Source organism: Mesorhizobium sp. LjRoot246 (assembly GCF_964254115.1).
GTDB lineage: Bacteria > Pseudomonadota > Alphaproteobacteria > Rhizobiales > Rhizobiaceae > Mesorhizobium.
Genome location: NZ_CAXUSN020000001.1, coordinates 3,692,367 through 3,711,389, shown reverse-complemented (window position 1 = coordinate 3,711,389; position 19,023 = coordinate 3,692,367). Strand labels below are relative to the sequence as shown.

21 protein-coding genes and 1 tRNA gene are annotated in these 19,023 nt (G+C 60.5%); 11 read left to right on the top strand and 11 right to left on the bottom strand.

Translation table 11 applies throughout. From position 1 onward, the window contains the following. Positions 1-6: 6 nt before the first annotated feature. Positions 7-906: a sensor histidine kinase gene (locus ACSQ3L_RS17975; protein ID WP_436161168.1), complete on the bottom strand. Its 900-nt coding sequence runs from the start codon at positions 904-906 to the stop codon at positions 7-9. 126 nt (positions 907-1,032) lie between these two features. On the opposite strand from ACSQ3L_RS17975, the gene ACSQ3L_RS17970 reads away from it, so the two are divergent. Beyond that, positions 1,033-1,362: a hypothetical protein gene (locus ACSQ3L_RS17970; protein WP_436161167.1), complete on the top strand. Its 330-nt coding sequence runs from the start codon at positions 1,033-1,035 to the stop codon at positions 1,360-1,362. Here the strand turns inward: ACSQ3L_RS17970 and ACSQ3L_RS17965 are convergent. Continuing rightward, positions 1,329-2,090, bottom strand: coding sequence for a response regulator (locus ACSQ3L_RS17965; protein WP_436161166.1), 762 nt, complete (start codon positions 2,088-2,090; stop codon positions 1,329-1,331). The two genes, ACSQ3L_RS17970 and ACSQ3L_RS17965, sit on opposite strands and share 34 nt — an antisense overlap. 39 nt (positions 2,091-2,129) lie before the next feature. After that, on the bottom strand, positions 2,130-2,987 hold the full coding sequence (locus ACSQ3L_RS17960; RefSeq protein ID WP_436161165.1) for a MipA/OmpV family protein: 858 nt from the start codon (positions 2,985-2,987) through the stop codon (positions 2,130-2,132). Between the two features lie 242 nt (positions 2,988-3,229). Between ACSQ3L_RS17960 and radC the strand changes: the two genes are divergently transcribed. The 7 genes from radC to ACSQ3L_RS17925 all read left to right on the top strand — a co-directional run bounded on the left by radC (position 3,230) and on the right by ACSQ3L_RS17925 (position 9,377). Next, complete coding sequence (gene radC, locus ACSQ3L_RS17955; protein ID WP_436161164.1) at positions 3,230-3,979, top strand: RadC family protein; 750 nt, start codon at positions 3,230-3,232, stop codon at positions 3,977-3,979. A 154-nt stretch (positions 3,980-4,133) separates the two neighbouring features. Then, the gene (coxB, locus tag ACSQ3L_RS17950) at positions 4,134-5,018 is read left to right on the top strand and encodes a cytochrome c oxidase subunit II (RefSeq protein WP_436161163.1); all 885 of its coding nucleotides are present in this window, start codon (positions 4,134-4,136) and stop codon (positions 5,016-5,018) included. Between the two features lie 22 nt (positions 5,019-5,040). Continuing rightward, complete coding sequence (ctaD, locus tag ACSQ3L_RS17945) at positions 5,041-6,810, top strand: cytochrome c oxidase subunit I (protein ID WP_436161162.1); 1,770 nt, start codon at positions 5,041-5,043, stop codon at positions 6,808-6,810. Further along, the gene (locus tag ACSQ3L_RS17940; protein WP_436161161.1) at positions 6,807-7,511 is read left to right on the top strand and encodes a cytochrome c oxidase subunit 3; all 705 of its coding nucleotides are present in this window, start codon (positions 6,807-6,809) and stop codon (positions 7,509-7,511) included. The genes ctaD and ACSQ3L_RS17940 overlap by 4 nt, the downstream gene beginning before the upstream one ends. Before the next feature lie 12 nt (positions 7,512-7,523). Continuing rightward, positions 7,524-8,243 (top strand): heme-copper oxidase subunit III family protein, encoded by a 720-nt coding sequence (locus ACSQ3L_RS17935; RefSeq protein WP_136616244.1) that lies wholly within the window; start codon positions 7,524-7,526, stop codon positions 8,241-8,243. Between the two features lie 9 nt (positions 8,244-8,252). Beyond that, positions 8,253-8,657: a cytochrome C oxidase subunit IV family protein gene (locus tag ACSQ3L_RS17930; protein WP_436161160.1), complete on the top strand. Its 405-nt coding sequence runs from the start codon at positions 8,253-8,255 to the stop codon at positions 8,655-8,657. A 246-nt stretch (positions 8,658-8,903) separates the two neighbouring features. Further along, positions 8,904-9,377, top strand: a complete 474-nt coding sequence (locus tag ACSQ3L_RS17925) for an aminoacyl-tRNA deacylase (protein WP_436163475.1) — start codon at positions 8,904-8,906, stop codon at positions 9,375-9,377. A gap of 56 nt (positions 9,378-9,433) precedes the next feature. Here ACSQ3L_RS17925 and ACSQ3L_RS17920 read toward each other — a convergent pair whose 3' ends face one another. From ACSQ3L_RS17920 to tig, 5 genes are all read right to left on the bottom strand, one after another. Then, entirely contained in the window at positions 9,434-10,246 is an 813-nt protein-coding gene (locus tag ACSQ3L_RS17920) for a DUF2189 domain-containing protein (RefSeq protein ID WP_436161159.1), read from the bottom strand. A 353-nt stretch (positions 10,247-10,599) separates the two neighbouring features. Then, the gene (locus tag ACSQ3L_RS17915) at positions 10,600-11,529 is read right to left on the bottom strand and encodes a heme o synthase (protein ID WP_436161158.1); all 930 of its coding nucleotides are present in this window, start codon (positions 11,527-11,529) and stop codon (positions 10,600-10,602) included. Positions 11,530-11,666: 137 nt separating this feature from the next. Beyond that, positions 11,667-12,047, bottom strand: coding sequence for a c-type cytochrome (locus ACSQ3L_RS17910; RefSeq protein ID WP_436161157.1), 381 nt, complete (start codon positions 12,045-12,047; stop codon positions 11,667-11,669). A 191-nt stretch (positions 12,048-12,238) separates the two neighbouring features. Then, a complete protein-coding gene (locus ACSQ3L_RS17905) occupies positions 12,239-12,763 on the bottom strand; it encodes a hypothetical protein (protein ID WP_436161156.1) in 525 nt (174 codons plus the stop codon). Between the two features lie 162 nt (positions 12,764-12,925). Further along, positions 12,926-14,401, bottom strand: a complete 1,476-nt coding sequence (gene tig / locus ACSQ3L_RS17900) for a trigger factor (protein WP_436161155.1) — start codon at positions 14,399-14,401, stop codon at positions 12,926-12,928. Between the two features lie 376 nt (positions 14,402-14,777). Here tig and ACSQ3L_RS17895 point away from each other — a divergent pair. Next, a tRNA-Leu gene (locus ACSQ3L_RS17895) sits at positions 14,778-14,860 on the top strand. Between the two features lie 124 nt (positions 14,861-14,984). Here the strand turns inward: ACSQ3L_RS17895 and ACSQ3L_RS17890 are convergent. Genes ACSQ3L_RS17890 through ACSQ3L_RS17880 form a run of 3 tightly spaced genes read right to left on the bottom strand, consistent with a single transcriptional unit; the run spans position 14,985 to position 18,171 of the window. After that, the gene (locus tag ACSQ3L_RS17890) at positions 14,985-16,433 is read right to left on the bottom strand and encodes an aromatic amino acid lyase (RefSeq protein WP_436161154.1); all 1,449 of its coding nucleotides are present in this window, start codon (positions 16,431-16,433) and stop codon (positions 14,985-14,987) included. Positions 16,434-16,471: 38 nt separating this feature from the next. Then, a complete protein-coding gene (locus tag ACSQ3L_RS17885) occupies positions 16,472-17,056 on the bottom strand; it encodes a GDYXXLXY domain-containing protein (protein WP_436161153.1) in 585 nt (194 codons plus the stop codon). Further along, entirely contained in the window at positions 17,053-18,171 is a 1,119-nt protein-coding gene (locus ACSQ3L_RS17880; protein ID WP_436161152.1) for a DUF2157 domain-containing protein, read from the bottom strand. The genes ACSQ3L_RS17885 and ACSQ3L_RS17880 overlap by 4 nt, the downstream gene beginning before the upstream one ends. 236 nt (positions 18,172-18,407) lie before the next feature. Between ACSQ3L_RS17880 and ACSQ3L_RS17875 the strand changes: the two genes are divergently transcribed. After that, the gene (locus ACSQ3L_RS17875) at positions 18,408-18,548 is read left to right on the top strand and encodes a DUF1127 domain-containing protein (RefSeq protein WP_013531315.1); all 141 of its coding nucleotides are present in this window, start codon (positions 18,408-18,410) and stop codon (positions 18,546-18,548) included. A 49-nt stretch (positions 18,549-18,597) separates the two neighbouring features. Further along, positions 18,598-18,738, top strand: coding sequence for a DUF1127 domain-containing protein (locus ACSQ3L_RS17870; protein ID WP_436161151.1), 141 nt, complete (start codon positions 18,598-18,600; stop codon positions 18,736-18,738). The last annotated feature ends 285 nt before the right edge of the window (positions 18,739-19,023 follow it).

Here is a 19,023-nt window from a genome sequence, read left to right as displayed (position 1 = left end):
GGCCGTCTATGACGGCTGGACACCCGCGGCATTCGGCAGGTCGATGATAACGACCAGTCCGTTCGGCTGGTTGTCCTGCAATTCGATCCTGCCGCCGTGACCTTGGACGATGTCGGCAACGATCGAGAGACCCAGGCCGAAGCCATGCTTCGATGCAACGCCGCGTGACGCATCTTCCTTGAAGAACGGTTCGAAAACACGGGCGCGCACCGTCATCGGAATGCCCGGCCCGTCGTCGCCTACCGTGATGCGTGCCGCCGTGTCGGTCTGCGTCAGTGCGACCGTGACATTGCCGGCGAATTTGACCCCGTTGTCGCAGAGGTTAGCGATCGCTCGCGCCAGTGCATTGGGCTTGCACCAACCCAAAAGCCGATCCGGCCCGGAATATGAGACCGGAAACCCGACATCGGAGAATTCGGCGCAGACCGTTTGCAGAACGCTGGCAATGTCGGCGCGCTGCAGCTTCTCGGTCGAAACGTCGTTGCGCAGATAGGTCAGGGTCTCGTCGATCAGGACTTCGATGTGCTGGACATCGGACAGTATCGCGGTTCGGATGGGTCCATCATCCATGCGCTCGGCGCGAAGCCGCAGCCGCGTCAAAGGCGTGCGCAGATCGTGACTGACGCTGCGCAACATGCGCGTGCGGGTTTCGATCATCGTCCGGATACGCGTTCTCATCCTGTTGAGCGCGCTCGCCAGACCGACCATTTCGACGGAACCACGTTCGATGAAGAGTTGGTCGCTATTCTCAATCTCGGCCGAACCGACTGCCGCCGAGATGCGCTTCAACGGGTCCGTCACGGTCCAAACCGCAAACAGCCAGATCAGGAGGGGCAAGGCGACGAAAGCCATGAACCTATAGAACAAGGCACGGACGAGGCCCGATGTCAGTAAAGAATCGGGCATGCCGAAATGAGCCAGGACGTCCCGCTGGTCCAGGTCGACAACAAACGCGTATCGGCCACCGATCCTTATCCAGCGTCCATCAATTGACCCCCTGTCGATACGGAGGAGCCATTCGATACTTCGCCATTGCAGATAAGAATATGGAATGCCGCGTATCTGTTCCTTGGGCAACACCTTGAAATCAAAACCAGCTCGCCTAGCCGTGGCCAGAATTGCGCCACGCGCTTCCGTTGGCGTTTCGCGCAACAAGGCAGCAACAACGGCAGCCCGTCTGGCGCCATCGTCAAGGACCGGAAGGTCGACGTTCTCTATAAAATTTTCGACGACCGATCCGACGGACAGAATCACAACCAACGCGATGACAATGATTGCCGCGAACTGCCCACGCACGGATTGGGGCAGAAAACGGCGGACGAAAGCCCTCATGCTTCCTCCACCGTCGCGGTGAAGATGTAGCCACCCAGCCGAACGGTCTTCAGAAGTACCGGATCGCGCGCGTCCTTTTCGATCTTCCGGCGGATCCGGCTGATATGGACGTCGATGCTTCGCTCGATCGGCCCGGCGAGCCCGGCATGGGTTACGCCAAGAAGCTCCTCGCGAGTGAGAACCCGGCCTGCATTGCGGCAGAACGCAAGCAACAGGTCGAATTCATGCGTCGTGGTCGCGACCCGCGCATTGTTGGGATCATGCAATCGCCGGCGTATGGGATCGAGACTCCAGCCCTCGAAGCGAAGCACCTTCGACCGGTCCCGCTCGTCGGGAGCATAGGCCGTGCGGCGCAGCAACGCCCGTATCCTGGCCGTCAGTTCGCGCGCGCTGAAGGGTTTCGTCACATAATCATCCGCGCCGATTTCCAGCCCGAAGATACGGTCGATTTCCTCGCCAAGCGCCGTCAACATCAGGATTGGAATGTTTGTCCCGGTGCGAAGACGGCGGCAGATGTTGAGGCCGTTTTCGCCCGGCAGCATCACATCGAGCACGATGAGATCAAACTTCCGGTTGCGAAGCGCGGCATCCATCTTGGCGCCGCTCTCGGCCACTTCCACGATCATGCCGTTATCGGTGAGTGTCTCACCCAGCATGCGAGAGATCTCTGGATCGTCTTCGACAATGAGGATATGCGAACCTTGTCTTGCCGATCTGGATTCGGCATCCAGATCGCTTCGGCGCCTTCGCTGTGCCATGCTGGAGTTTGTCATAGCCTGCATTGGTGCCTGCGTGGGTCAGAACCGATATCCGACCAGAAGCATCCCTGAAGGCTGGATCTTGTCGACGACAACAGGGCTGTCGGCAGCGTCTCCCAAGAGGACGCCGACCCCCGCTTCGCCGCGCACCATCCAGTTCTGGTTGAGCATATATATGGCGGAAATGGAAAAATCGGCGCGCTTCAACCCAGCGCCGGCATCATAACGCGCCAGCCCCGAGCGAGCCGATTGTTCGGGCGTGACGCCAAAATAGGCCTGCATATGATTTTCGTCGGCGAAGACGGCGGATGCGCTGGCGCCGATCATCAGCGATTGGGACAGAGGCTGGGTCACCTCGATGCCGACCCTGCCCTCCAGGCCATCGCTGCCGCCGATGGTCTTGTCCAGTTGCGCGAAGATTTCGGCCGGGCCGAACTTCACCGCCGCCTTTGCGCCAACCGTCGCGCCCATGTCGACATCCCCCATGCCGCGCAGATGATCGGAATCGTCTTCCTTGCGGCCCATCTCATAGCCAAGCCGCGCGCTGAATTCGAACGGTCCCTGTTCATAGACGGCGATGTTGGCACCTGTCGGATCGATCGTCACCGTGTCGAGGAATGTCGCCGTGACGAAAGGCACCGGCATGATCTTGAACCCGTCGCTGCCCTCGTATTTGGGAACGATGATGGCGCCGCCGCCAAGCACGACATGCCAGTCGGACAGTTTCTGTTCGATGCGTCCGAAACGGGAGGGCTCGGGCGGCGGGATAAAATCATCGGAATTGACCGCTATGGCGTCGGCCGCCAGCGCGCGCCCCGAATGCGTCGAAAACAGGATTGCCATCACCGCAAGCGATGCCCGGCCGGCAAATAATCCAGAGTCCATTTTGGCGAACATGCGTGCTCCAGTATAGCGAGGCAATGCGCCTCCGATGCCGTCACCATGTCAGGTGAAAGTGGCCGCATGCGCGAAGTGATGTTAAGTTTTGTTGCGCAATCGTGGTTTCATCTTGCCGGTGCAAAGTAGCTGACAGCGGGAGCTGTCGAGCGTCGCCTCGCAACGGAGAACAGAACTGTTTCAATCCAGGCCGGAACGGTTCTAATGTCCGTGCCGGAGCAATGTGGGCGGCATAGGGGAACATGAGCGACGACGACGAACGGAGTTTCTTCTCCGAAGCACCGATGCGGCCTGTGGCGAAAGCCAAGATGGCAGTCGAAAAGCCGCATTACCTCGGCCATCGCGACCGCTTGCGCGAACGCTTTGTCTCGGCGGGTCCGGACGCCCTGCCCGACTACGAACTTCTGGAACTTCTGCTCTTTCGCCTGATTCCTCGCGCCGACACCAAGCCGGTCGCCAAGGCGTTGCTGGCGCGCTTCGGCACGCTGGCCGAAGTACTTGGCGCACCCATTAACTTGTTGCAGGAGGTCAAGGGCATCGGCCCAGCGGTGGCGCTCGATCTCAAGATCGTCGCGGCAACCGCGCAGCGCATGGCGCGCGGAGAGGTGCAGGGTCGCGAAATCCTCGCGTCCTGGACACAGCTTCTTGCCTATTGCCGGTCGGCTATGGCCTTCGAGGAGCGCGAGCAGTTTCGCATCCTGTTCCTCGACAAGAAGAACGCGCTGATCGCCGACGAGGTGCAGCAGACAGGCACCGTCGACCACACGCCGGTCTACCCGCGCGAGGTGGTCAGGCGCGCGCTCGAACTCTCGGCGACCGCCATCATTCTGGTGCATAACCACCCGTCAGGCGATCCGACACCATCACGCGCCGACATCGAGATGACGAAGGAGATCATCGAGGCCGGCAAGCGCCTGGGCATTGCCATCCACGACCACATCATCATCGGGCGCAAGGGTTATGCCAGCATGAAGGGCCTGCTGCTGATCTAGGAGTGGCCCTTCTCGAAGGGTCGCTTGCAGCAAAAGGCGGCATTTTTCTCGTCAAGATAGTCGGCTCTAGAATTGCGACCCCAAATCAAGCTATGATGACCTTGGCATTCGCCGGGACAGCTTCGCGCCCCCTTGAATGCCGGGAGGACGGGACATGGCCGTAGCGCTTGTACTCGTTTTGATCGTTGTGGGCTCGGTGTTGTTTCACCTCCTGAGTCCATGGTGGTGGACGCCTATTGCCTCGAACTGGGCCTATATCGACAACACCATCATCATCACCTTCTGGATCACCGGTGTCGTCTTCGCCGCCGTGGTTCTGTTCATGGCCTATTGCGTCTTCCGCTTCCGTCATCGGGAAGGGAACAAGGCTGCATACGAGCCGGAGAACAAGCGGCTCGAATCGTGGCTGACAATCGTCACCGCGGTTGGGGTCACGGCGTTGCTGGTCCCCGGCCTGTTCGTCTGGAGCCGGTTTGTCAACGTCCCAAACGACGCAACCGACGTCGAGGTCGTCGGCCAGCAATGGCAGTGGAGTTTCCGCCTGCCTGGCAAGGACGGCAAGCTTGGCACATCCGACACCCGCAACGTCACCGCGGACAATCCGCTGGGCGTGATCGCCGGCGATCCCAATGGTCAGGACGATGTCGTGGTCGAGGCGGCTGATCTGCATCTGCCGGTCGGCAAACCGGTCAAGATGCTGCTGCGCTCGATTGATGTGCTGCATGATTTCTATGTCCCGGAATTCCGCGCCAAGATGGACATGATCCCGGGCTCGGTCACCTATTTCTGGTTCACCCCGACCAAGACCGGAACCTTCCAGGTCCTGTGCGCCGAACTTTGCGGCCAGGGACATCCGATGATGCATGGCGTCGTGATGGTCGATGCCCAGGAAGATTATGTGGCCTGGCTCGGCCAGCAGCAGACTTTCGCACAATTGTCGGCCCCCCAGCAGACGGGTTCGGCAGACGAGACGACGGGACAGACGGCGGCGCCGGGTCCCGAAATTGCAGCAAAGCTCGAAACGGTCGGGTCTCGCTGAGGAAGGACACGGAGGTGTTCCTATGGTCGACATCACGCCTGCAGATGGCATCCCGCCGGCCGAAGTCGCGGAAATGGAACTCTACCATCCGCACAGTTGGTGGACGAAATACGTCTTCTCGCAGGACGCCAAGGTCATCGCCATCCAGTATTCGGCGACAGCGACGAGTATAGGCCTGGTCGCCCTGGTGCTATCCTGGCTGATGCGGCTGCAACTTGGCTTTCCCGGTACGTTCGACTTCATCACCCCGGAAGCCTACTACCAGTTCATCACCATGCACGGCATGATCATGGTGATCTACCTGCTCACCGCCCTCTTCCTCGGCGGCTTTGGCAACTATCTGATCCCGCTGATGGTCGGCGCCCGCGACATGGTCTTTCCCTATGTCAACATGCTGAGCTACTGGATCTACCTGCTCGCCGTGCTGGTTCTGGTGTCGAGCTTCTTCGCGCCCGGCGGGCCGACTGGGGCCGGCTGGACGCTCTACCCGCCGCAAGCCATCATGAGCGGCACACCCGGCGGCCAGGACTGGGGCATCGTCCTGATGCTCTCCTCTTTGATCCTGTTCATCATCGGCTTCACCATGGGTGGCCTGAACTATGTGGTGACGGTGCTGCAAGGCCGCACGCGCGGCATGACAATGATGCGCCTGCCGCTGACCGTCTGGGGCATCTTCACCGCGACCGTCATGGCGCTGCTCGCCTTTCCGGCGCTGTTCGTCGCCTGCGTGATGATGCTGCTCGACCGCGCCCTCGGCACCAGCTTCTTCATGCCGGCGATCTCCGAGATGGGCGAGCAACTGCAGCACAATGGCGGCAGCCCGATCCTGTTCCAGCATCTGTTTTGGTTCTTCGGCCATCCCGAGGTCTACATCGTGGCGCTGCCGGCGTTCGGCATCGTATCCGACCTGATCAGCACCCATGCACGCAAGAACATCTTCGGCTACCGGATGATGGTCTGGGCCATCGTCGGCATCGGCGCGCTGAGCTTCGTGGTCTGGGCGCACCACATGTATGTCAGCGGCATGCACCCCTATTTTGGCTTCTTCTTCGCCACCACGACGCTGATCATCGCCATTCCGACCGCCATCAAGGTCTACAATTGGGTGCTGACCCTATGGCGGGGCGACATCCATCTCACCATACCGATGCTCTTTGCCTTGGCCTTCATCGTCACCTTCGTCAATGGCGGATTGACTGGCTTGTTCCTCGGCAACGTCGTCGTCGACGTTCCGCTGTCCGACACCATGTTCGTCGTTGCCCATTTCCATATGGTCATGGGCGTCGCCCCTATCCTGGTGGTTTTCGGCGCGATCTACCACTGGTATCCGAAGGTCACCGGCCGGATGCTCAACGAGACGTTGGGCCGGTTCCATTTCTGGGTCACGTTCCTCGGCGCCTACCTGATTTTCTTCCCCATGCACTACCTCGGCCTGATGGGCGTGCCGCGGCGCTACGCTGAACTGACCGACATGACGGTGATGACCGAGTCGGCCCACCACCTGAACTCGTTCATCAGCATCATGGCGTTTATCGTCGGCTTTGCCCAGATCGTGTTCCTGTTCAATCTGATCTGGAGCATCCGCCATGGCCGCGAGGCCGGCGGCAATCCGTGGCGGGCCACGACGCTTGAATGGCAGACGCCACAAACACCGCCGGCGCATGGGAATTTCGGCAAGAACCTGCCTATCGTCTATCGCTGGGCCTATGACTACAGCGTGCCGGGCGCCAAGGAGGATTTCATCCCACAGAACGTGCCGGGCTCCCTCGGCCCCTCAAAGGAGCCGGCATGAGCGTCATCATAGTCTTCTTGTTCGTCATCGCCGGATTTGCCGGATGGTGGCTTTCCCATCAGCGGCTGATGTCGAGGCCATGGCTCGAGCAAGGTCTGGCCGGGGACTTTGTCGCCCTCGACCGGTCGGCGCTGCCAACCGCCAAGATCGGCCTCGGTGTCTTCCTCGCCGTCGTCGGCTGTCTGTTCGCACTGTTCACCAGCGCCTACTTCATGCGCATGGCGGTATCGGACTGGCAGCCCCTGCCGCTCCCTCGCCTGCTCTGGCTCAACACTGGCGTACTCATCTTGAGCAGCATCGCATTGCAATGCGCCGTGGTTGCCGCGCGCAAGGGTCAGATCGACACGGTCAGGCTCGGCCTTGCCGTGGCCGGGCTCACAGCGCTTGCCTTCCTGATCGGACAGCTCATGGCATGGCGGCAACTGACCGAAGACGGCTATCTTCTGAGCTCCAATCCGGCCAATAGCTTTTTCTACCTGATCACCGGCATGCATGGCCTGCACATACTGGGTGGGCTGGTGGGCCTCGGCAGAACGACCGCCGGCGCCTGGAATGGAGCGCGGCCGGAACGGCTTCGCCTCGGCGTCGAGCTGTGCGCCATGTACTGGCATTTCCTGCTCTTCGTCTGGCTCGCCATCTTCGCCCTGCTGGCAGGTTGGGCCGCGACGTTCATCGACATTTGCCGACAGTTGCTGACTTAGGGATCAAAGCGGATGGCAGAGACACTGACGCATATCGGCCAAACGGAGCCAAGGCCCGCGGGTTGGCAAGGCATTGCCGCCGACTGGTCCTCGGATCAGCGTGCGTTCAAGAACGTGTCCTGGGGCAAGGCCATGATGTGGATCTTCCTGCTCAGTGACACCTTCATCTTCGGCTGCTTCCTGCTCTCCTACATGACCGCGCGTATTTCGACCCGCGTGCCATGGCCCAATCCGAGCGAGGTCTTCGCGCTTCGTATCGGCGGCTCGGATATCCCCCTGATTCTTATTGCCATCATGACCTTTGTGCTGATTTCAAGCAGCGGAACGATGGCAATGGCAGTCAATTTCGGCTATCGCCGCGACCGCCGCAAGACGGCAATTCTCATGCTTCTGACCGCGGCACTCGGCGCGACCTTTGTCGGCATGCAAGCCTTCGAATGGACCAAGCTGATCACTGAAGGGGTGCGGCCCTGGGGCAATCCCTGGGGTGCGGCCCAATTCGGTTCGTCTTTCTTCATGATCACCGGATTCCACGGCACCCATGTGACGATCGGGGTGATCTTCCTGATCATCGTCGCGCGCAAGGTCTGGCGCGGAGATTTCGACACCGGACGGCGCGGCTTCTTCACCAGCCGCACGGGCCGCTACGAGAATGTCGAGATCATGGGGCTGTACTGGCACTTCGTCGATCTGGTCTGGGTGTTCATCTTCGCATTCTTCTATCTTTGGTGAGAGGCAGACATGGCTGAAGCAACCGCAAACGGCCTGGGGCAACACGCGCTTGGCGCTGGTCATGCACATGAAGCGCCGGTGACCGGCACCGCCCATGCGGAGGTCCACCAGGAGCACCCGATCAAACTCTATCTGGTGGTCTGGGCGTGGCTGTTCATCCTGAGCACCTGCTCCTACCTGGTCGATTATTTCGGCCTCCACGGTTATCTCAGATGGTCGCTGATCCTGATCTTCATGATCCTCAAGGCAGGGCTGATCGTCGCCGTCTTCATGCACATGGCCTGGGAACGGCTGGCGCTGACCTATGCGATCATCCTGCCGCCGATACTGGTGCTGGTGTTCGTGACAATGATGGTCTTCGAAGCCGACTACACGCTTTTCACCCGGCTGGCGTTTTTCGGATCCGGACCCTGACGCGCAACTGGGTGCTATGGCATCCAGTCAGGATCCACGCGTGCGGCCTGCGCCAGTTCGGTTGGCGGCGCCTTGAAACAATCGGCGACTGGTCCATTTTTGTTAGAGCATGATGCCGAAAAGTGGATCCGGCTTTTTGCTGCACTGATCTTCAGGTTCGGAAAGATCATGCTCAAACAAAAGCAGAGAGCCCATCCCGACTTATCGGGACAGAACAGGCTCCGAACTCCGGCAAGGGAGGCCAAGATGACGATCGCAAACAGACTGAAGGACTTCATCGACGGCAAAGGAATTTCCTACGACACCGTCGCGCATCATCGCACTTCAACAAGCCGGCAGTCGGCAATAGCCGCGCATGTGCCCGGCAGCATCATGGCGAAATCCGTGGTCGTTCACCACGAGCTCGGCTATACGCTGGCCGTGGTTCCGAGCACCCACAGGATCGAACTTGGCAGGTTGCAAGACGTCATGAACAAGCGTCTCGGACTAGCCTCCGAAGACGAGGTGATTTCGCTCTTCGGTGATTGCGACACCGGCGCCATCCCGCCGATCGGCGCAGCTTACGATGTGCCGGTGATTGTCGATGAGAGCCTTGGCGATGCCGCCGACGTCTACTTCGAAGGCGGCGACCATAGAACGCTGGTGCATGTCAGTGGCGCGGATTTCCGCAACCTGACCATGGGCGCATACCAGGCTCGCTTCAGTCACCCGGCTTACTGACGGCTTCGACCAGACTTGCACCGGCACCCTCGCCGGTGCGGTGAGGCAGAATTTCCTTAACTCGCCGGTCTGGCGGGCGACTCCACGACCTTGCGGTAGACATGCCAGGTGGCGTGACCGAGGATCGGCAACACGACGGCCAGCCCAGCAAATACCGGCAGCGAGCCGATGATCAGGGCGACGGCAACAATCAGTCCCCAGATAGCCATGGTGATCGGGTTCGCCAGCACCGCACGCACCGAGGTGTGGATGGCTTCGTAGGCGCCGACGTCCCGGTCGAGCAGCAATGGGAAGGCGACGACCGTTGTGCACAATACCACCACGGCGAAGACGAAGCCTATGGCGTGCCCCAGGATAATCAGCGTCCAGCCACGTCCGGTGGCAAATATTTCATTGATGAAGCCGGATATCGATTCCGGCGGAGCCGGGCCGAAAAGATATTGGTAGAACATCTGCGCCGTCAAAAGCCAGGTGACGAAGATTGCAAACAGCATGATCCCGACTGCCGCGATGGCCGGCAGCGCCGGAGAATTCCTGACTTCGAAAGCGTGGCTCCAGGAGGTGTCGAGTCCAGATTCCCGTCTGCGGCTGATTTCATAGAGGCCTATCGCCGCGAATGGGCCGATCAGTGCAAAACCGGAGACCAGCGGAAACAACAACGGCAACGCATTGGCGCCCGAAGTCCAAGCGGCAAGCACGACGCCCACGAGCGGATAGATCAGGCAGAGAAAAACGATATGCGATGGTTTGACCATGAAATCGTCGACGCCCCGCTTGAGCGCGTCGAAAAGGTCGGAAACGCCGATTTTTCGAATTCTGGTATGTTCCAGCGTCTCGCTGGCGCCTGCTATCACATGAAAGCTTGCCATGACCATTCCTCCAGACCAGGTCCGGTAAGGTCGCGATTTCGCGGTGCTGCCGTTTTACATGACTGGCCACGCAAAACCGCGACCTGCACCGCAATCAACATACTCTCTTGCCGGAGACTTGTCGCCTTTTGTCAGAAGAGCTCTGGCGATCTGGCTAGCTCTGGTGGCCTTTTTTCGATATTCTCGCGGTCGAAGGTGAAGGTCATGGACGGAAGGACGCTTCTCATACTCGGCCTTGGCATAGTCGCCCTGCTGATCCTGGGATTCTGTGCAATACCATCGTGATGTTCGAGCCGGTCCTGGCGTGCAATGTCTTCAATGCAACATTCCGAGAACAGCGGTCATGCGTCATCTCAGACTGACATGAACGCTCGCATTGCGACGGTGTCGGCAAGCAGCATGGCAAAGATCGCGAAAAGATAGAAAATCGAGAAGGCAAACAGCGCCTTTGCGGGCTTCATCTCCTCGTCTGGACCGACCAGAACCTTCCAGGCGTGCCAGATGAAACCCGCGCCCAATGCAATCGAAACAATTCCATAGAACCCGCTCGCGAATCCGAACGCCCAGGGCAGCACGCCGATTGGCGCCAGAAGCAGTGAATAGGCGAGTATCTGTTTTCTGGTCGAGGCCTGGCCGGCCACGTTCGGCATCATTGGGATGCCGGCAGCTGCATAGTCGCCGACCTTGAACAGCGCGAGCGCCCAGAAATGCGGCGGCGTCCACAGAAAGATGATCAGGAACAGGATGAGGCTTTCAACGCCGATCGCGCCAGTGGCGGCCGCCCAGCCAATGACAGGAGGAAGGGCACCCGCCGCGCCGCCAATGACGATGTTCTGCGGCGTTGAGCGCTTCAGCCACATCGTATAGATGACAACGTAGAAGAAGATGGTGAAGGCCAGTAGCGATGCAGCAAGCCAGCCCACCAGCACGCCCAGCGTCATGACCGAAAGTGCGGAAAGCACCAGGCCGAAGCCGAGAGCTTCACCCGGCGTTACGCGGCCCGACGGAACCGGCCGCTTTGATGTGCGCGACATCAGCGCGTCGATGTCGGCGTCGTACCACATGTTGAGAGCCCCGGCCGCGCCTGCTCCGATTGCAATCGCACCGATTGCAATCATCGCGATGACCGGATTCATCGCGCCAGGCGCCGCCATCAGGCCAACGAAAGCAGTGAATACGGCGAGCGCCATGACCCGCGGTTTCAAAAGCGCGAAGAAATCACCCGCCGTCGCTTCCGAGAGGCGGATGCCGGTATCCTTGAGGCGGTTTTCCCTAGTCGACATCTCGGACCGATGGAAGCAGGCAAGCTAGGTCATGATCCCGAACTGAAGGCGCGAGCGAAAACGGAAACCCGGTCTTACGCTGCCCTTCGGTTCGGATAAGATCACATGAAAGCAAGAGGTTAGACGCAGAAGCCAGGTCACTTGGAGAACGTTTTCAGATAGGCAATGACGTTGGCCACGTCCGCATCGTTCTTGAGGCCGGGGAACGCCATCTTGGTGCCTTTGACCATGGCCTTGGGATCGTGAAGGTAGGTCGTCAGGGTTGGTTCGTCCCATTTGACGCCGGATTTGCCGGCCGCAGTCATGGCATCGGAATATTTGAAATCCGGGTGCGTACCGGCGGTGCGGCCAATGACGCCGTGCAGCGACGGACCGATCTTGTTCTTGTCCTCATCTGCGATGTGGCAGACCTTGCATTTGGTGAAGACCTTCTCGCCAGCAGCAGCATCCTGGGCCTGCGATGGGTTGGCGACAAAGGTTGCAACAGACACGACGGCGAAAAACGCGACTAAGCGCATGACTTTTCCTCCCTGATCGTCAAATGTGCCCGAAACGATCTGCGCGCGCCTGGCCTACCAACAATACGCCTTGCACGGCAAAACAGATTATCTGCTTCTCCCCCAACGGAATTACGGCACCTGTATACCACAGAATCCGCCGGCAGGTAGAAGATGTCGACCGTACAAAGGTTTAGGTGGTCTGCAGTGGCTCAAGGTGCATCGGTGTTGCAGCTGCCGGCAACCTGGTTGACCGCTTCGCCGAACCCGGCGAGGTCGAAATCGGCCTCGCCACGCCCCGAAAGTAGTCCGAACCGCCACGAAAGCTGAAGCCGGTTCGCGGCGACAAGGCGCCTGATGCCGTCGGCGCCATCGCGCACCAGCATCCTGCCGCGCGGCCCGACCGACCAGCTTTCATCGAATTTGCTGCCCTGGTCGAGCGTGATCGACATGGTGATCTTGCGGCTGGCCGAGACGGCGTCGTTCAGTTGCAGCCATTCGGTCCAATGCGGTTCACCGTTTGCCCGGCAGGCAATGGTCAGGATCGGGCTGTAGCTCAAGGCGCCGCCGCCGGTGATCAGCTTGTTGGTGGCATAGAGCGACGCCGTGACGAGGCCGTCCTCGCTTGTGTCGAACCGCCAATTGTCGGGCACCGTATCGGCTCGGGCAATCCCGCAGACCGAAACAAGGATCAGCGCGATTGCCGCGGCATGTCCCAATTCGACGAACAGTCTCAACGCGCCCTCCAACAGCCAAGCGGCCTGCAATAGAAGCGCAGATAATGATCAAAGCTTGGTCGCCATAGGGCCATCGCTCGCGAAGCGTGGCGGCTGTTGCAGTTTGGCAACGAAAAAGGCCGCCTCGAGGGCGGCCTTTCCTGTTTCGGCGGAGTGCTGGTGTTATTCGGCGTCCTTGGCGGCCTTCTTCTTCGGCGCGGCCTTCTTCTTGGGCTCTTCCGAATCGTCGGCATTCTTCTCGTCGGCCTTCTTGGCGGCGGCCTTCTTCGCCGGCTTCGCCTTGACGGCGGTTTCAGCCTCTTCGTCGTCGGCCATCAGCTCTTCCTTGCTGACCTTGACGTCGGTGACCGAAATCTGGCCGAGCAGATGATCGACCACTTTCTCCTCGAACATCGGCGCGCGCAGCGTGTTCAGCGCTTCCGGGTTGTTGCGGTAGAACTCGAAGACTTCCTGCTGCTGATTGCCAGGATAACGCCGCACCTGCTCGAACAGGCCGCGCTGCAGCTCGTCGTCCGATACGGTGACGCCGGCCTTCTCGCCGATTTCAGCTAGCACCAGGCCAAGGCGCACGCGGCGCTCGGCAAGACGCAGATACTCGGCACGGGCCTCTTCTTCCGTCGTCTCTTCGTCGGCGAAGGTGTGGCCGGCTGCTTCAAGGTCGCGATTGACCTGCGCCCAGATGTTGTTGAACTCGGCGTCGACGAGCTTCGACGGCGCCTCGAACGAGTAGGATGCGTCGAGCTGGTCGAGCAACTGGCGCTTGACCTTCTGGCGCGTCATGGCGCCGAACTGGTTCTCGATCTGGCCGCGCACGACGTCTCGCAGGCGCTCCAGCGACTCCAGGCCGAGGTTCTTGGCGGTCTCGTCGTTGATTTCCAGCGCGCCGGGCTGGGACACTTCCTTGACGGTGACGTCGAAGGTGGCTTCCTTGCCGGCCAGATGCGCAGCCTGGTAATTTTCCGGGAAGGTCACGGTGACCTGCTTTTCGTCACCGGCGTTGGCGCCGACAAGCTGATCCTCGAAACCGGGAATGAACTCCTTCGAACCCAGGACCAGCGGCTGATCGGTGCCGGCGCCGCCATTGAAGGCCTCGCCGTCGATCTTGCCGACATAGTCGATGGTCACGCGGTCGCCGTTGGCGGCCTTGCCGGTCTTCGGCTCGTAGCTGCGCGCCGATTCGGCAACGCGCTGGACCTGCTCGTCGATCTCGGCGTCAGGCACGTCGAACACCTGACGCGTCACCTTGATATCGGAAAAATCCTTGATCTCGATCGCCGGAATGATCTCATAATTGAGGCGGAACTCGAAGTCGGCGCCGCCGGCCAGGATCTTCTCGGCTTCCTTCTCGTCCTCGGTCATGATGACTTCGGGCTGCATGGCAGCCTTTTCGCCACGCCCGGTGATGATCGAACGGGTCGAATCATTGAGGATTTCGTTGACCACTTCGGCCATGAACGACTTGCCGTAGACCTTGCGCAGGTGCTGCACCGGCACCTTGCCGGGACGGAAGCCGTTGATGCGGACCTTGTTGCGGGCATCCGAAAGCCGCGCCATCAGCTTGGCTTCCATGTCACCGGCCGGCACGGTGATCTTGATCTCTCGCTTGAGACCGGAGTTGAGCGTTTCGGTGACCTGCATCGTAAAACCTTTGTTTTCACCAATGAGACTGCCACGGCCTCTGCCGTTCACAGCCTGCCGGTATATTCTTGCCGGGAATGGCTTTTGGTACGGAACCTGGCGATTTGACCGAAAACCCGGCTCAAACTCTCCCAAACTGCGTTCCAAAATGTGAATAAGTTCTTGTTTTTCCTACTTCTTATCACATTCTGCAGAAGCGGATCGTCGCGTCCCGTCACATTTGACACGCCTTTTGTCACAGGCGAGGCTAATTTTCAACAGTCTTCGCATTCCGGCGAATAACCAACATTTTGGCCCTCACCCGACATCTTGTCTCTGACCCTCATGTCGTCTCTGACATTGACAGAATGATGGCTACATGGGATTGCCGGTCCATGCGGGTATGGCGGAACTGGTAGACGCACCAGATTTAGGTTCTGGCGAGAGATCGTGGGGGTTCGAGTCCCTCTACCCGCACCACCCTTCGCTCTTCGAGCTTCGGGTGGCAGGCCACCTGAAGCTCTTTAGACGAAGGAGTGTCCTCCGAAGCCTTGGCGTAGGAGGACCGGCGCGGCCGATGTCCCGGCTAGTGCCCTCCACGAGATCATGCCTCAAACACCTGTCCGGTGAACAATTCGGCCAGCTTTGCAAGCTCTGGCCCCAGCACGCGATCGGCGCCAACAGGCGGCACGATCCCCCTGATTCCATCGACGAAAGACCGCAGCGCAGGCGGCGGCGTGCGTTCGGTGACGTGCAGCGCCTGCGAGGCGATCATCGCCAGCATTGCCATGGCGGCATCGACGCAGCGGCCGGCGGTTGCCTCTTTGGTCCATGCGAAGAACGCCGTCGTGGCGACATCGTCTTGCCCGGCGCCAGCCGATTCCGTTCCCGGAATGAATGTGCGTTGTGCGGCCAGCTTGGCCTGTTCGAGATAGCCGGTGATCGCCATCGGCACGTAGCCGACATTGCCGTGACCGTCGCTGTCGGCTGAGTGCCGCCCGCTCATCAGCAGGTCGGGCAGCAGCGACACCTTGCCATTGAGAAGTTTTGAGGCGTGGCGGTCGCAGAGCAGGCAGATATCGGCCCATATCGCCGCCAGATCGTCCAGCGCCGGCGTCGCCATGGCATTGTGATAGCCGCCCGTCGAGATGCAGCGGCCAAGCGGATATGTATCGTCCGGCGGGATATAGACGGGATTGTCAGATATCGAGGCCAGCGACACATTGGCCGCCCGCTCGGCAGACGATAGTGCCCTATGCGCCTGGCCAAGCACGCGCGGCACGATGCGGTAGCTGACAGGCGCCTGATAATTGCGCCGCCCATCGCCGGCGCCAACCAGAAACTCCCGCAATCCCTGCAGGGCCGCCGCCTCGTGCTCATCGCCCCAGAGCGTATCGAGCGCCGCGTCATAATGCTCGAGCGGAGCACGAAACGCTTCGATCGACAACGCGAAGACCTTGTGCGCCATGCGGATGCGGCGGCGTGCCGCGAGTGCCGCGTCGGCCACCAGGGCTGCAGCGCAGGGCGAACCGTTGATCAGCGAGCCCCGCTCCTTGACCTCCAGGTCGAAGCGCGTCGAAAGCTCGGCAAACAAGGGATAGAGCGCCAGGATCTCGCCGGCGCCGCCCTGGCCGGAGCCCGGCACCGTTGGCATCGGCCGGCCATCCAGCATGGCGGCAACGGCGAGCGCAATGCGTGGCGTGGTGGCAGCGTTGCCCTCGATGAAATTCGTCAGCCGGGCAAGCACGATCGCCCGGACCACGCGCTCCGGCAGCGGATCGCCGAACGAGGTCGCGGCAGCGTACGCCTTGATGCGCGCATGACGGTCCCGCTCGTCAGGTTCTAGCTTTCGGCTCGCCAGCTCCCCCATGGCGGTGGTGACGCCATAGATGACCGGTGGCGGATCGGATTCGATCAGCTTCAGGAACGAAGCCCGGCACTCGGCGATGCGTTGCAAGGCCTTCTCGCCGATCGCCACCGTGTCTTTCTTCCACGCAACGCGCAAAACAGTGTCGAGGTTGATGTCCTCACGCGTCGACAGGCTAACTGGCATGCTTCACACCACGGCAGGCAGGGATGCTGATACGGATATTAATAGAGTGGTTCCTCGAACAGCGTCTTGTCGCCGTCCACCAGCGCCTTGATCTGCGCGGTGCCGTCGCCGGCGAGCGCCAGCCGGATGCCGAACGGGCGCACCCGCATGTCGTTCTGGATCGCCATCCCCTCGCCTTCCGGCAGATAGAAGCGCTCGATGCCGTAGTCCGGCGCCACGGTGCCCCCTTCGCTGCGAAGATCCCAGCCCTCGGCGACGTGCCCCGATATGTCGGCTTCGTCGGCCGCGGCCTGTGTCGGCGCCTTGCCGAACCAGGCGGTCGTTGGCGCCCAATAGCCATCAATGCCCTTCTTCAGGCGCACGACAATCGATGTATCGTCGCTGGAGAGTTTGTCGGGCGGAATGTCGGCGATCATTTTTACCGGTATGCGCGAAATCTCGTAGCCGAGAATAATAAAGTCGCCGCGCAGCAAATCGCGCGGATCGATGGGTTCGATCTTCAGCAGCACCTCCTTGCCGTTGCGCAGGATCGCGGCTCGGCCGGCGATGATCCAGCTCAGAAATCCGATCTGGACGAGTGCCAGCACCAGTGCCGAGATAACCAGTCTTTTCCCGGTGATCATGCCGTGGCTCCCCCAGTCTCTGGACCCTTCATGCGTTTTTCCACGCGGATGATGACGATCGCAAGGATGCCGAGCAGCACCGCGGCGGCCAGGAAGAAGCCGGCCGTATCGAGCATCGATTGCAAGGTCACGACATAGATGACGGCGAGTTCGAAGGCGAAGCCCAGATAGGCAAGCCAGCGCAAACCGCGGCTCTCCCGTCCTGCCAGCACGATTGCGGCGACGATGCCGGCCAACGCGATCACCGAAGCGATGGCGAAGCCGCTGTTATAGCTGCTCTCGTCGGCCAGTTCGAACTGGATCATTGCCAGGCCGGTGAGGAAGCCGAGCAGCGCGTGCAAGGGCAAGCGGCCGCTGAGCTGCACGATTCTGTCGACCGGGTCGGGTGCGAAAACCGAGGCCGCGAACAGCAGCGCCGAGGCGACGACCAGCGGGATCGCCACCTGCAGCGTGTCGTGGTCGGTGACTAGCAGCACCAGATAGAACAGCACCGACAGGATGATCAGGTGCCGCGCTGCCTGGCTGCGGGTCCAGAACGAGACGGCAAACAGCACGATCGCCATAACGACGAAGCCATGCGGAAAATCGGTACGGCTGTAATAATCGAAACCTTTCAGGAACAGCCAGGCATCGGCAATGCCGACCGAAGCGACCGTCAGCGGGTTCGAACGCAGCGCCACCGCCGCCAGTGCCGTGCCGGCGCCCCAGGTAACCAGAGCCGACGCCTCGTCGCCCGAGAGATGATACATCTGGCCAATCAGTGCGATCGAGCCGCCGAAAGCCGCTGCCGCCACGATCCACAACGCCTCGCCGATCGCCGCATGGTCGCGCATCTTCAGTACCGCGCCGCCGACATAGCCGCCAAGGATAATAGCAAACAGTGCCGCCACGCGCGCCAGCCGCGGGATCGCGTCCCAATTGGCGGCGACGAAAATCAGGATGGCGGCGCCGAACAGCAAGGCGGCCATCATCGCCAGGATCGAGCCGAAGCTGAGCGACTTGCGCTCGTTGGCCTCGATATCGCGCGCCAGCGAATCGGCCGTCGCGGCGTCGATCATGCCGGCCTGCTGCCAGCGCGCGATATCCGCCCTGACCCGCGACGAATAGCTCGCCATGCTGCTTCTCCCCCAGTTTGGTCTTTTTTTCAGCCGATCCGGTCAAATCGTTGACGCGGCGGCATTTTCCGATTCGGGTTTCTTTGTGTCAGGTCCGTGAACGCGCGTTAATGCTGCATTGCACAATTTGCATTGCTGCCATGCAGCCATAGCGCTTTTAAATCGATATGGGTCCGCCTATTTATAGTTCGTACACAAACGGAATGATCCGCAAGAAAGACGAAACGAGAACTACCATGAACCTGATCCGCAACTACCGCAACTGGCGCCGCTACAGGGACACCGTGTCCGAGCTGAGCCGCCTGAGCAACCGTGAACTGACCGACCTTGGCATCAGCCGCAGCGACATTCCTTACGTTGCTCGCAAGGCGGTCTAATTCTTCGGACCGCAAATGGTCCGAACCAGTTTTGAAAAAGAGAACGACAATGAACCTGATCCGCAACTATCGTAACTGGCGCGTTTATCGCGAGACGGTTGCCGAGCTGGGTCGCCTCTCCAACCGCCAGCTGCATGATCTCGGTATCGTCCGCGACGAAATCAAGATCGTCGCCCGCCGGGCGGTCTAACACAGGAATTTCGCCAGGGTCGACCTCCTCCCCGACCCTGACGAATACGGTCAGCCCTTACCTCCTCCCAAGGGTTGACCACAAAAACGGCGCCCGCCGCACCTCCTCCCGCGGCGGGCGCTGTTCCCCCGGGGCAAAACGAATTTTGCCCCAGAGGTTTCGCCCCTTGTAAAATAGCGAAAGAGATTTCGTCAAAGCCGACCTCCTCCCCGGCGATGACGAATACGGTCGGCCTTCACCTCCTCCCGAGGGTCGACCCCAAAAACGACACCCGCCGGACCTCCT